At 36.2% G+C, this 14,298-nt stretch carries 14 protein-coding genes; 9 read left to right on the top strand and 5 right to left on the bottom strand.

Features of this window, described 5'->3' with window-relative positions; genetic code table 11:
- The 5 genes from B3Q46_RS14380 to B3Q46_RS14360 form a co-directional block, all read right to left on the bottom strand.
- Positions 1–390: transposase family protein (locus tag B3Q46_RS14380; RefSeq protein WP_286716377.1), on the bottom strand; the 390-nt coding region annotated here is incomplete at its 3' end.
- Positions 338–733, bottom strand: a complete 396-nt coding sequence (locus B3Q46_RS14375) for a transposase family protein (RefSeq protein WP_081400878.1) — start codon at positions 731–733, stop codon at positions 338–340. The genes B3Q46_RS14375 and B3Q46_RS14380, both read right to left, overlap by 53 nt.
- Positions 734–969: 236 nt before the next feature.
- Entirely contained in the window at positions 970–3,159 is a 2,190-nt protein-coding gene (locus tag B3Q46_RS14370) for a polysaccharide biosynthesis tyrosine autokinase (protein ID WP_004780485.1), read from the bottom strand.
- 35 nt (positions 3,160–3,194) lie between these two features.
- Positions 3,195–3,623, bottom strand: coding sequence for a low molecular weight protein-tyrosine-phosphatase (locus tag B3Q46_RS14365; protein WP_004780487.1), 429 nt, complete (start codon positions 3,621–3,623; stop codon positions 3,195–3,197).
- Positions 3,623–4,723, bottom strand: a complete 1,101-nt coding sequence (locus tag B3Q46_RS14360; RefSeq protein WP_004780488.1) for a polysaccharide biosynthesis/export family protein — start codon at positions 4,721–4,723, stop codon at positions 3,623–3,625. Before B3Q46_RS14360 ends, B3Q46_RS14365 begins: the two co-directional genes overlap by 1 nt.
- A 293-nt stretch (positions 4,724–5,016) precedes the next feature.
- On the opposite strand from B3Q46_RS14360, the gene tviB reads away from it, so the two are divergent.
- From tviB to B3Q46_RS14315, 9 genes are all read left to right on the top strand, one after another.
- Positions 5,017–6,294, top strand: a complete 1,278-nt coding sequence (gene tviB, locus B3Q46_RS14355) for a Vi polysaccharide biosynthesis UDP-N-acetylglucosamine C-6 dehydrogenase TviB (RefSeq protein ID WP_004780490.1) — start codon at positions 5,017–5,019, stop codon at positions 6,292–6,294.
- An 18-nt stretch (positions 6,295–6,312) separates the two neighbouring features.
- Entirely contained in the window at positions 6,313–7,341 is a 1,029-nt protein-coding gene (locus B3Q46_RS14350) for an NAD-dependent epimerase/dehydratase family protein (RefSeq protein WP_004780491.1), read from the top strand.
- Positions 7,342–7,343: 2 nt separating this feature from the next.
- Entirely contained in the window at positions 7,344–8,603 is a 1,260-nt protein-coding gene (locus tag B3Q46_RS14345; protein WP_004780493.1) for an oligosaccharide flippase family protein, read from the top strand.
- Between the two features lie 9 nt (positions 8,604–8,612).
- Complete coding sequence (locus B3Q46_RS14340) at positions 8,613–9,602, top strand: ATP-grasp domain-containing protein (RefSeq protein ID WP_004780494.1); 990 nt, start codon at positions 8,613–8,615, stop codon at positions 9,600–9,602.
- On the top strand, positions 9,595–10,716 hold the full coding sequence (locus tag B3Q46_RS14335) for a glycosyltransferase family 4 protein (protein WP_004780496.1): 1,122 nt from the start codon (positions 9,595–9,597) through the stop codon (positions 10,714–10,716). The genes B3Q46_RS14340 and B3Q46_RS14335 overlap by 8 nt, the downstream gene beginning before the upstream one ends.
- On the top strand, positions 10,716–11,735 hold the full coding sequence (locus B3Q46_RS14330; protein ID WP_286716375.1) for a hypothetical protein: 1,020 nt from the start codon (positions 10,716–10,718) through the stop codon (positions 11,733–11,735). The genes B3Q46_RS14335 and B3Q46_RS14330 overlap by 1 nt, the downstream gene beginning before the upstream one ends.
- A 133-nt stretch (positions 11,736–11,868) precedes the next feature.
- Entirely contained in the window at positions 11,869–13,011 is a 1,143-nt protein-coding gene (locus tag B3Q46_RS14325; RefSeq protein ID WP_004780500.1) for a glycosyltransferase family 4 protein, read from the top strand.
- Positions 13,012–13,620: a sugar transferase gene (locus tag B3Q46_RS14320; RefSeq protein ID WP_004780503.1), complete on the top strand. Its 609-nt coding sequence runs from the start codon at positions 13,012–13,014 to the stop codon at positions 13,618–13,620.
- A complete protein-coding gene (locus B3Q46_RS14315) occupies positions 13,620–14,273 on the top strand; it encodes an acetyltransferase (RefSeq protein ID WP_004780504.1) in 654 nt (217 codons plus the stop codon). The genes B3Q46_RS14320 and B3Q46_RS14315 overlap by 1 nt, the downstream gene beginning before the upstream one ends.
- Positions 14,274–14,298 lie beyond the last annotated feature (25 nt).

Here is a 14,298-nt window from a genome sequence, read left to right as displayed (position 1 = left end):
ACGCTCAGCAAGGATTTTGAAAGTTTTCAGGCTGCCAAATACATGCTCAATTCCGATTCTTCTTTTATTGATTTCCTGATTATAGATTTTCAATTCAGGATCCAATTTACAGTGTCTTTTGGCTTTTAAGGGCAACAGGCTATTCGGATACAACACATAAATCCCCTGATAGCCTTTATCTACAAGGATAAAAGCCCCAAAAGGAATCTGGTTTAAATTGCGTTTGAACAACTCGAAATCATGCACTGCACCGCGACTGGTACATAAACTCAGAATTTGCTGAGTTTTGTAGTGAATCATGGCCTGTACTTTAAAGGTATGCGTCTTTTTCTTGCCGCTATAGCTTTTCTTCTGTTTTTTTAGGCCTTTGGATTGGAATTTCCGTGGCATCCACGATCACAACATTCCAGTCGATGCCTTCGCCCTCGGGTAAATCTTTGGGTAAATTAAACAGATTGGACCGAATCAGGCAGTCTTCAATATGACGGACAATTCTTGAGGCTGTAGGCTCTGAAACCCCGTAACTCGTCGCAACGTGAAATAAGGTTCGGTATTCCCGCCAATAGCTCAGACAGAGCAGAACCTGATCCTCCAGGCTTAACTTGGGCGGTCTGCCTTTGGCAGAGACATGCTTTTGCAATTGCTCAACCATCAAATAGAAAGTTGACCATGAGATGCCTGTGTATCGCTTGAACTGAAGATCAGAAAGCTTGTTTGAATCGATGTATTTCATCCGCAGATTATGCACGAATGCCAAGAAATCCGGAGTGCAAATATTAACCAAAAAGAAGATCGTTTTTTGATTTATGAAAGAGATCTATTATAAGACTATAACTAATTTCATACTAGGATAAATATAAAAAGCTTCAAACTAATTTGATTGCTCTACCTTAGTTTGAAGCTTTATGATAACAATGAAGTTATCTTTATTTTTTAGGATAAATTTGATTGCTATGAATTAAATTTACCTTAGTCTCCATCTTTTGAAGCCTTATAAGCATAAGCATAGTTATATCCGTACCCATAGCCATTACCTGGTCCTTTTTGTACATCATTCAGAATAACACCATTAACTTTTACATTAGCCTGTTCAAAACGAGTAACAGTAATCTCAAGCTCTTTAATTTGTGTTTTACCATGACGTGCAATTAATAGATTTACACCAGCATATTGCGCAATGATGATACCATCGGTTACGGCTAATATCGGCGGAGTATCAATTAATACGTAATCGAAATTAGTAGAAGCTTGTTCAAGAAAAACTTTGAACTTATCTGTACTGAGTAATTCAGATGGATTTACTGGACTTTTACCTCGAGTAACAAAGAACAAGTTATCAACCTGTGAGTTTTGAACTACATCTTCATAGCTATTTTGATGATTTAATAGTTCAGATAAGCCTGGTTGCACTTCTTTATTAAAATATTTATTTAAATAACCACGACGCAAATCACCATCAATCACTAATACCCGGCTTCCGCCTTGAGCTAAAATAGTGGCTAAGTTAGTAGTAATGAATGATTTACCAATTTCAGGAGCTGGACCTGAAAGTGCAATAATATTATTTTTGGCATTACTCAAAGCAAAATGGATTGCAGTACGCATACTGCGTAAGCTTTCAATTGCAATATCACTACTATCTTTAACCGCAAGAATAGGAATACTCTTTTTCTTTTTCAGCAAATTGACGCGACTTTCTTGGAGAGGAGATCGAGGAACTGTTGCATATACAGGCAGATCTAACTCTCTTTCAATTTGTGCTGAATCTTTGATTCCTGAACGCATCATATTGCGTAATAAAGCGATTAATGTTCCTAAAAAACCGCCTAAGAAGATAGATAGAATTATAATTTGTAATTTCTTTGGTTTAATCGGTTCAATTGGTTCTACGGCAGTATCAACAATACGCACATTACCAATTTCACCTGCCTTAGCAATGCGAAGCTGTTGGTACGTATTAAGCAATCCTGTATATAACTGTTGTTTAACTTCAACCTCGCGATAGAGTTGTAAGTAACGACGCTGTAAATCAGGAAGCTGCTTTAAAGTATTACCCAATGCTGCAATTTTATTATTAATTGCACCGAGTTGAGCATTCATTTGCTCCATTACTGGATGTTCTTCAGTATAACGTGCAGAAGCTTCAGCAACTTTAAGTTCAAGTTCAGCTTTTTGTGTTTCTAGAGCAATACTTTGAGTCAAATACAGTTCTGATTCTTTAGTTAAGTCCACAGTATTATATTGTTGACGGAACTGGTTAAATTCACGTTCTACCTGATCTAGCTGTTGGCTCAACTCAGGGAGTTGTTCATCTAGAAACTTCAGCGTTTGAGCCGATTCAGCTGAACGTCGTTCAATATTTTGCTGACTATAGGCTGCTAAGATTGCATTCAATACTTGGGTAATGTGCTGTTTATCATAGCCCTGATAATTTAATCCTAGAACACCGGTCATTTTACCTTTTTCAGCAACGGAATAATTATTAAGTACACGTTGCACTGCCGCAGGCAAAGTCAGCTTTTGAATATTATAAGTAGAATCTAAGAGATCTTTACTATAAATGGCGACTTTCCAAAGACCATATCTTGATTGAATTTGACTGGTTTGGTTTAAAGGAGCAGTAAATATAATTTCATTTGTTGCAGCATCAGTCAGATTATATTTATTATGATCGAAACTTAATAGCAGATTTTTATTTTTATAATAATTTGGAATATCAAACTGTCTTACATCAAAACTTTGTTGATTATCTTTAAAGAGTACGGATTTTGTTGAATACTGAATATCATAATTATGATTTTTTAATAATCGATTCCAGATCGAATCTTCAGTACCAGAAATTACAAGGTCCAAGTTTAACTGGTTAATTACTGAGCCAAGGACAAGACGTGATTTTAAAATCTCGATTTCAGCTTGAGCAGGAGATTTCTGCTCAATCATATTAGATAGATCACCTAATAGAGCTGATGATGCACCTTTACTATCTTCTACTTGTACCAGAGCATCTACATTGTAGGTATCTGGAGTAATCCGTAAATATAATAAAGCCGCAATTAAACTTAATAATATGCAGATCGTGATCAGTTTCCATTGAGCAATTAAGGAAAAAAATAATTCCTTCAGATCAATAGTATCTTCGGTATTGGCAGTTTGGCTCATAATTTAAATATCAAAAAGTGAAAATATTAAAAAACTTAAATATATTTTTTCCAGTCAGTAATGCAGTCTTGAATCAATCTACAAATTTCATCAAAGACTGTTTGATCATGCTGATAAGGATCGGCAATATTTTTACTTTGCCAATGTCCAAGTCTAAAGGTTTTACCTTTAGCAAAAGGCCAAGTTTGTTCTATATGTTTTTGCTGATTCTGGCTCATAACTAATATCAGGTCGGCTTTTTTAATGAGTTCTGCATTCAGTTTTTTTGCAACATGAGGACTCATATCAATTCCAAAGCGTTGCATACATAGACTCGCTTTTTCATCAGCTGCATGGCCAATTAAACCAGAAATACCTGCAGATTCAATATTTAAATGAGGATATTCCTGTTTTAAAAAATATTCTGCCATTGGGCTACGACAAATATTACCAATACAGACCACTAAAATATTGTTAATTTTCATTAGTTCCCCAAACGATCTAAATTATACAATGCATTTGAGAAAGGAATAACCTGGTTAACTACACGTTGCCAGCGTGCAAGACCTGAAGCATCTACATAAACAATATCATTGCTACGCATTTTAAACTGATTTGCTAGGCCAAAGTCCCCAATATTACTGAGATCCATATGATATATTTCTGTTATTGGAGAATTTACATTACTTCGTACTACATAAATTTTACTGCGACTCGCAGAAAGTGGATTTAATCCCAAGCTTTCCCCAATTACATCGCTAAGACTCATGCCTTGGTCACGTATAGGTAGAGACTGGTTTTTACCTGACTCACCCATAACGTAAATTTTTTGATTCTCACGATTATTGATATATAAGGTGTCATTAGGCTGTATTAATAAATTATGTAGAGAGAATCCGGCCTTTTCTAATTCTATTGTATTTAGACTATAGGAACGTCCCTGACGGACCAATGTAATTGAAGTATTATCGCCTTGTGCAGGATTAATACCACCTGCCATTCCTAATGCGGTATAAACACTAACAGGTTGATCATTGAGATAAAACTGGCCGCCTTTTACAACATTGCCCTGAACCGAATATCTTTTACCTTGATATGATAATACCCGGACGATGACATCTGGAGTCTTTAAGTAACGTGATAATTGGGTACGTAATTCACGATTGACCTGAGCTACTGATTTTCCTGAAGCTTGATAGCGTCCAATAATTGGAAAATGAATATAGCCATCTGAATCGATCTGGAAGCCATTCGCTTGCGCAGACTGATCACTCGTAACATTACTTGCAGAGGTAAGTTCTGGATAAGCCCATAAATAAATAGATAAAATATCACCCGGACTCAACTGATAGCTGCGGTGTGATGTACTAAAAAGATGAGCATATTCTTGTTGAATATTATGTACAGCAGGCTGAGCAGCCATAATTGATTCTTGATCTAGTTTAATGACATTTACTGTAGTACCGAGATCAGTTTGATAAATGCCCTCACTTGGTAAGTCATTTGTTTGTAGACCAGAGGTGATTGCACACCCTGTAGTGGTGATACCACATGCCAATAAAACAGCTAATTGAAAGTGTCGCACAGGCTTTCCTAAATATTAATTTTTAGATTCATTCAAATTGAAGCTATTCTACCCAAGTTACTGGTTATATACATCACAAATTGTAACTTATTACCATCTTTTAAAAGAAAAATTAAGCTTATAAGAGACGATACTTATAATAAATAAAATACTAAATTTTCACAAAAAATATACATTATTTTATATTTTGAGTTATTTGAGCACAAATCATAATAGAAGTTTTATTGTTTTCTGATACTATTCGTGCCGGAAGATTTTAATCTCTATAAGCACAGTATAAATAAGGCGTTGACATGCTATCTATTGCAGATTTAAAAATTGCGGTGATTGGTTTAGGTTATGTAGGTTTGCCACTTGCAGTAGAATTTGGGAAAAACTTACCAGTTGTAGGGTTTGATATTCACGAGAAGCGTATTGATGAATTAAAAGGTGGTCAAGATCATACTTTAGAAGTATCACCAGAAGAATTAAATCAAGCTAAGAAGCTAAGTTTCTCTTCTACGTTAGAAGATTTAAAAAAATGTAATTTTTTTATTGTTACTGTTCCTACACCGATTGATGAATTTAAGCAGCCAGATTTGACCCCACTTGTTAAAGCTTCGACCAGCATTGGTCAGGTGCTTAAAAAAGGTGATGTGGTGGTGTATGAATCTACGGTATATCCGGGGGCAACTGAAGAGACCTGTATTCCAGTTTTGGAACAGGTATCAGGCCTGAAGTTCAATCAGGACTTCTTTGCCGGTTATAGTCCGGAGCGAATTAACCCGGGCGATAAATTGCACCGAGTGACCAATATTTTGAAAATTACCTCAGGTTCTACCCCTGAAGTCGCTGAATTTGTTGATCAGGTGTATAACCTGGTGATTGAGGCAGGTACGCATAAAGCGACTAGCATTAAAGTGGCTGAAGCGGCAAAAGTCATTGAAAATACCCAGCGTGATGTCAACATTGCCCTGATTAATGAACTGGCCGTGATCTTTAATAAAATGGGAATTGATACTGAAGCAGTATTGCAGGCTGCTGGTACCAAATGGAATTTCTTGCCATTCCGTCCAGGTCTGGTCGGTGGACACTGTATTGGTGTCGATCCATACTATTTGACTCATAAGGCACAGTCTATCGGTTATCACCCTGAAATTATTCTGGCGGGTCGCCGTTTAAATGATGGCATGGGGGCTTATGTGGTTACCCAGCTGGTCAAGGCCATGATCAAGAAAAAAATTCAGGTTGAAGGTGCCAAGGTTCTGGTTTTAGGCTTAAGTTTTAAAGAAAACTGCCCGGATATTCGTAACACTAAAATTATTGATATTGTTAATGAACTGACAGAATACAATATTGCTGCCGATGTGTATGACCCATGGGTGGACGCAAACGAAGCCCAACATGAATACGGGATTACTCCAGTCGCCAATCTGGAGCAGGGGCAGTATGACGCGGTGATTCTGGCCGTTGCCCATGATCAGTTTAAAGCCATGGGTGCCGAAGCATTACGTGTCCTAGGCAAGTCAGCACATATTTTATATGACCTGAAATATGTACTGGATCAATCTGAATCTGACCTTCGTCTGTAATCTATAGGGACCATAAACGTGAGCCAATATCAAACTGTATGCGAGCAATTACAACAAGCACCAAAAACCTGGTTAATTACCGGTGTAGCAGGCTTTATTGGCTCAAATTTACTGGAAACCCTGTTAAAGCTGAACCAAAATGTGGTCGGTCTGGATAATTTTGCCACAGGTCATCAGCATAATCTGGATGAAGTGCAAAGTCTCGTTAAGCCTGAACAATGGGCAAACTTCAAGTTTTATGAAGGTGATATACGGAATTTTGAAGACTGCCAGACAGCCTGTGCAGGAGTTGACTATGTTTTGCACCAAGCCGCTTTAGGTTCTGTACCTCGTTCGATTGCCGACCCGATTACCACTAATGCAGCCAATATTACCGGCTTTTTAAATATGCTGACGGCTGCACGAGATGCAGAAGTCAAAAGTTTTACCTATGCAGCCAGCAGTTCAACTTATGGTGACCATCCAGCATTACCAAAAGTGGAAGAAAATATTGGTAACCCACTTTCACCTTATGCCGTCACCAAGTATGTCAATGAGTTATATGCAGATGTATTTGCGCGTACTTATGGCTTTAAAGCGGTTGGCTTACGTTACTTTAACGTCTTTGGTCAACGTCAAGATCCAAATGGAGCATATGCAGCTGTGATCCCAAAGTGGACAGCAGCCATGATTCAAGGTGAAGATGTCTTTATTAATGGTGATGGTGAAACCAGTCGAGATTTTTGTTTTATTGAAAATACGGTTCAAGCCAATATTTTGGCAGCAACCACTGAAAATGATGAAGCAAAAAACCAAGTCTATAATGTTGCAGTAGGTGATCGAACGACACTCAATGACTTATTTAATGCGATTAAATCTGCGTTAAATGAGCAAGGTGTATCTTATACCAAAGAACCTGTATATCGTGAGTTTCGAGCTGGAGATGTAAGACACTCTCAGGCAGATGTAACCAAAATCAAAACATTGCTAGGTTATGAACCACTATATCGAATTATGCAAGGTGTTGGATTGGCAATGACATGGTATGTTAGCCACCTCGTTGAATAAAAATGTCAAAAATACAGCGTGTATTTAAAAACAAAGATATACGACGTTTAGTTGATAATTTTTTTTCATTATCTGCTTTAAAACTGATTAATCTTATTTTGCCATTGGTAACGTTACCCTATCTAATTAAAGTATTAGGGTTTCATTACTATGGTGCAATTGTACTTGCTATGTCGCTGATTATGTATTTTCAAGCAGTTACAGATTATGGTTTTAATCTCTCTGCAACAAGGGAAATTGCAAAACACAAACATAGTAAGAAGCAATTAAATTTTATTTATAGTAAGACTCTGTGGTCTAAGTTTACTTTGTTAATACTAAGCTTAGTGGTTTTAATTCCGATTATATGCTTTACTCCTCAATTTAGAGAAGATAGTCTCATTTTCTGTCTTATGTGCTTAACACTTATTGGGCATACTATGTTTCCAGAGTGGTTCTTTCGTGGCATAGAAAGAATGAGATATATTACAATTCTTGATTTGTCGGTAAAAATATCTTTTACGATAGGTGTGTTTTTATTTATTCATAAACCACAGGATTATTGGATATATCCAGTATTGTTTGGTTGTGGATATCTTCTAAGTGCATTGATTGCTTATTACATTATTTATAAACATTTTTCTATTCGGTTGCGATTGGTAAGAGTTGCACAAGTTAAGACAACCTTATATAAAGGTTTTCCTTTGTTTGTTAACCAATTTATGCCTAACTTTTATAATAACACGACAACCTTTCTCGTTGGTCTTCTACTAGGCAACTATGCAGCAGGTGTATTTGGCGCAATTCGACAAATTGTAAATTTACTTAATGTATTTAACTCTGTTGTTTCAACTGTTGTTTTTCCCTACTTGGTGAGAAATAAAGACAAGTTTTATATTTATAGTAAATATTATATTGGTTTTTTTGTGTTACTAGCAGTATGTGCCGCCTTCATTCACCCTTGGGTATTCCAATGGATTGGTATTACAGATAAGCAAGCATCAGTTGTGTTTTTAATCTTAATTTCTGGTGTAACGAGTGTTGTTGTTTACCATATTTATGCGACGAATTATTTAATAGCAAGAGGTTATGATAGGATCGTAATGAAGATTACAATTACAGTATCTATTCTTGGATTAATTGCATCATACCCACTAATTACAGCCTTTGGGCTCATTGGTGGTGCGGCCAATATTTTTTCTTGTCAATTTCTCTTAGCTACAACTGCATTTATTATGTTTAAGAAAATTGAAAACCAAAAAACTCAATATATTGGAATTTAAGAAAAGACTATGAAAAAAGTATATTTTGCAACTCTACCCAATGGTTATTTTGGCAGTGCTATAAACAGTTGGAATACTTTAGATGTAAAGCGTTTAGCAGCACCTTTTTTAACTCATAATTATGATGTGCAATATATTTCGATTACAGATATTCGGCATATGGAATTTAAACAGAATGATATCTTGATTTACACTTCTTTTGAACAAGAAGAAGTGCGAGCTTATTTGAAAGATGTTCTGTATTTTGTAAAGGATCAATGCTTACTTGCACCATCTTATGAAATATTGTTGGCTCATGAGAACAAGGGGTTTCAAGAGGCTGTAAGAAAGAAAAAAGGTATTGATCATTTATCTAGTGAATATTTATTTGATATTGATCAACTAGATATTGCATTTCCCTATGTATTTAAAACAGTAGGTGGTTCTGGAAGTAGCGGTGTCGAACTTGTTAAGAGTGAGAGTGATTTAGAACGTATTAAAAAAAAACAATTTGGGTTGAACACTAAGCGTAAGATAAAAAATATTATTCGACAGTATCAATTACCTAAAGAAAATTATCTTTTATATCGTTACTACTACAAGCCATTTAAACGATTTATCACACAGAATTTTATAGAAGACTTAACTTGTGATTACCGAGTATTGGTGATTGGTGAACGTTTTTATGCGATGCGTAGAGATGTAAGAGAAGGAGACTTTCGTGCTAGTGGTAGTAAGAAGTTTAACTACCATGATGTCCCTGCTATAGTTTTAGATTTTGCGAAAGAAATATTTACTAAGCTTGAAAACCCATATATTTCTATGGATTTAGCATTAAAGGATAATCATGTTTATCTGATTGAGTACCAAGGTACGAATTTTGGCTCAAGTGCGTTAAGAAAATCAGAGGGTTACTATATAGAAAATAATCAAGAATGGTGCTTTGTTGATGAAACCTCTCATCACGAAGATACCTTGGGGTATGGTCTTTTCACTTTCGTTGAGAAAAAGCATGTCTAAAAAAGTACTTCATATTATTATTGGTCTGAATGTAGGAGGGGCAGAACTGATGCTAAAGCGTTTGGTTCTGCATAGCCAACAAAAAGGTGAATATCAACATGAAGTTGTTTCTTTAACAGATTTGGGGGTTGTAGGGAAGACTCTCGTAGATCAGGGGATTCCTGTGTATACATTGGGGATGACATCTGTTTTTAAGCTTCCAGTAATATTTTTTAAACTCAAAAAACTGATACAGCAGGTTCGTCCCGATGTAGTGCAGACTTGGATGTACCATGCTGACTTTTTGGGAGGTTTGGCCGCTAAACAGGTTGGTATTGACAATATTATTTGGGGTATCCGCACAACAGATGTAACTCAAGGTGCATCTCGCATAACAGTCGTTTTACGAGGAATATGTGCTAAATTATCGTATCGTATTCCTAAAAAAATTGTTTGTGCTGCTCATGTGTCAAAAGATTTACATATTCAGGTTGGGTATGATGCTAGTAAAATGGTTGTGATACCGAATGGGTTTGAGTTAGACAAACTTGTGGCGACAGAAGAAGATAGAATGCAACTTAGACAAGAGTTAGGTCTATCAGATATAGATATTGTGATTGGTTCAGTTGGACGTTTTAATGAAGTCAAGAATCAAAAGTTATTTGTTGAGGTTGCTGCTTTATTAGTTAAAGATTTCCCCAATTTAAAGTTTATGATGGTTGGTCGTGATAATGACGAAAACAATGAAGTTTTAATGAAATGGCTGCAAGAAAATAATTTGGTAAAAAATTTTCGCTTGCTTAGTCAGAGAAGTGATATACCAAAATGCCTAAAAACAATGGATATTTTTTGTTTGCATTCTAAAACAGAAGGCTTTCCAAATGTTTTAGGAGAGGCTATGGCTATTGGTACTTTAGTTACGGCATTAGATGTTGGAGATTCTAAATATTTATTAAATAATGAAAAATTTATAGCACAAGATAAAATTGAAATTTTAAGTATATTAGAAGATATATTAAGTAGTATAAAAGATTTTTCAGAAGTTATAACTGAAAATAAGGAACGAATTTTGAAAGAATTTCCTTTATCTCGTATTGTAGTTTTATATGAAGAAATCTATTTAAAGGGAATGTGATGTATCAGTTTGATGCTTTTTCAAATATTATTTGGGCACCTATATTATTTTCTATATTTTTAATTTTATCTCTAAAGGTTTGTAATTACTTTAAGATAAATTACAAATTAAGTTTGTCTTTATACCTTTGGCATACTTTATTTTGTGTGGTATATATATGGTTTGCTTTAACTTTTGGGGCGGATTCAAATAAATATTATTATAATGCATTAAATTTTGATAACAGGGAGTTTAATTTTGGTACCTCTTTTATAATATATTTTACTTACTTTTTGTATAACTTTCTTGGTTTTTCTTATGTTGATCAATTTTTAATACATGGTTATATTGGTTATATTGGCTTATTAGCATTTGCAGGATCAATAAAGCAAGCAACATTATACAAAAGTAAAAATATTAAATTACTAGGTTGGGTAATTGTTTTTTTACCATCAATAAGTTTCTGGACTACTGCACTCGGAAAAGATGCTATTTCATTTATGGCATTAGGTTTAGCATTATGGTCTGCACTAGATTTTAAAAATCGCAAATTATTATTATTTTTTTCAATTTTTTCTATGTTTATGGTACGACCTCACATAGGTGCTGCACTAGCTATTGCATTTGCTTTTTCGATTATTTTCGACAAAAGAACCTCATTGTATATAAAAGTTTTTTTTGGAACTATATCACTTATTATTACAGCTTTTATTATTCCTATAATGGTAAATTATATTGGTTTGTCAGAAGCAGATGAGTTGTCCGATGTAGATGCATACGTAGATAAAAGACAGAATTCCAATTTAAGTGGGGGTAGTAGTTTAGATATAGCCTCAATGAGCTTGCCAATGCAAATGCTAAGCTATCTATTTAGACCTTTACCATTTGAAGCTCATACACTATTTGCACTAATTGCTTCATTGGACAATATTATTTTAATTTATTTATTAATTTTAGGGGTCGTTGCCTACTTAGAGAAATCTAAACCTTCAATTGAGTCAAATCGTATTTTTTATGGGTATACTTTTTTATCTGTTTGATAATGTTAGCTACTACTACAGCGAATTTAGGTATTGCTATGAGACAAAAATGGATGTTTTTACCCTGCTTAATATTTTTATTATTAAGTGTTATTGGTGCTAAAAATAAAGAATTAGATAAGAGTTTAAAATAATGAAATTTTTAATTATTTCTAGTTTTCTCCCTTCAGTATTAAATTTCCGTGGAAAATTGCTTGAATCGATCCATAATCACGGCTATGAAATCCATATTATTGCACCCGATCTAACTTATTTTTTTGCCGAGCATGAAAAACTGTTAGAACTTGGTTATTTCGTACATGAAGTTTCCATGCAGCGTACAGGTGCTAATCCTGTAGCAGACTTAAAAACCTTAGGGACCATGTATACGCTTATAAAAAAAATCAAACCTGATTATGTTTTATCTTATACGATCAAGCCGGTGATCTATGGAACACTCGCTGCGTGGCTAGCAAAAGTACCGAATCGATATGCCTTAATTACAGGTTTGGGCTATGCATTTCAAAATGTAGAAACTCAGACTAAGCGTAGTGTTTTCCAGAAACTGGTTCATGGTTTATACCAGCAGGCATTGTCGCACAGTCATAAGGCATTTTTCCAAAATCCGGATGACTTAAAACTTTTTCAGGATTTAAAGCTTTTAAACACTCAAACGCCTACAGTAGTAGTGAACGGTTCGGGGGTCAATGTTGCCGACTTTAATGTATTGCCTTTGCCTCTAACTGCTGATCAAAAAATTAAAATTTCCTTCTTGCTGATTGCACGTTTACTGGTAGATAAAGGTGTTCGTGAATATGCCGAAGCAGCAAAAATCATAAAACATAAATATCCGCATGTAGAATTTAATCTGGTGGGCTGGATTGATGAAAATCCTTCGGCCATTGGTCAGCAAGAACTGGATCAATGGGTGGCCAGTAACACATTAAACTACTGGGGGAAACTATCCGATGTTCGCCCTGCAATTGCAGAAAGTTCGGTGTATGTGTTGCCGTCGTATCGTGAGGGTACACCCCGTACAGTTTTAGAAGCCATGGCAATGGGCAGGGCAATTATTACCACGGACGCACCAGGTTGTCGTGAAACTGTTACCGATGGCGATAACGGCTTTCTAGTTGAAGTAAAATCCGTGGAAAGTTTAGTAAAAGCAATGGAGAAACTGATTCTTCAGCCAGAGCTTATCGCTAAAATGGGAAGCCGCTCCCGAGAAATCGCACTTCATAAATACGATGTACATCAGGTAAACACACATATGATGCAAGAAATGGGTTTGATCTAAATGCTAAAACGCCTTCTCGATATTATCATCGCTTCCATCGCCCTGATCCTGCTTTCACCACTTTATGCCTTTGTTGCTTACAAAGTGAAAAAAAATCTGGGCTCTCCAGTCTTGTTTCGCCAGGTGCGTCCCGGGTTACATGGCAAGCCCTTTGAAATGATTAAATTTCGCAGCATGAAAGATGCTGTAGATGCTCAAGGCAACCCCTTACCAGACAGTGAGCGATTAACCCCCTTTGGCAAAATGCTGCGCTCCACCAGTCTGGATGAAATGCCGGAACTGTGGAACGTAATCAAAGGTGATATGAGTATTGTCGGCCCACGCCCATTGTTGATGGAATACCTGCCGCTTTACAGCCCTGAACAGGCCAAACGCCATGATGTAAGACCGGGCATGACGGGTCACGCGCAGGTCAATGGACGTAATGCCATTGGCTGGGAAGAAAAATTCAAGCTGGATACCTGGTACGTCGAAAATCAGTCCATCTGGCTCGACTTCAAAATCATGTTTAAAACGGTACATAAAGTTTTAGCAAAAGATGATATCAGTGCCGAGGGTGAAGCGACTATGACACGTTTTACTGGCTCACAACACAAGGACGAAACATAATGAAAGCTTTATATATTGGTGTTTACGGTGCAAGTGGTTTTGGTAAAGAAGTTATGCCATTGGTTCGCCAGCAATTTCCAACCTTAACCAAAGATAACTTTGTTTTTATCGATGATAGCCAAGCTGGCAATAGTTTAAATGGCTATGCTGTTCTAAGTTATCAGGATTTTCTCGCTACACCAAATACCCATAAGGCTGTAACCATTGCTATCGCGAATAGTCAAGTTCGTGAAAAACTGGTTCAGCGTTTAAATGAGGACCAGATACAGCATCTAGATGTTCATGCAGGCAATACAGTTATTCTAGATGAGGTGCATATTGGTGAAGGAAGTTTACTTTGTCCTTTTACTTGTCTGACATCCAATATCAAAATTGGAAAATTCTTTCATGCCAATATTTATAGCTATGTCGCTCATGACTGTGTCATCGGTGATTACGTCACCTTTGCTCCTGGGGTGAAATGCAATGGCAATATCCATATCGAAGACCATGCCTATATTGGTACAGGTGCCGTGATTAAACAGGGTACACCTGACAAGCCTTTAGTGATTGGCAAAGGCGCTGTAGTGGGTATGGGAGCTGTGGTTACCAAAAGCGTTCCACCGGGTGTGACAGTAGTTGGCAATCCGGCACGAATCTTAGAGAAAAAATAAGTTTTTAAATTTTAAAAATTCAGGA

It is taken from the genome of Acinetobacter sp. UBA2581 (assembly GCF_002339435.1).
In the GTDB taxonomy this organism is placed as follows: Bacteria; Pseudomonadota; Gammaproteobacteria; order Pseudomonadales; family Moraxellaceae; genus Acinetobacter; species Acinetobacter variabilis.
This window is presented reverse-complemented; position numbering and strand designations above follow the sequence as displayed.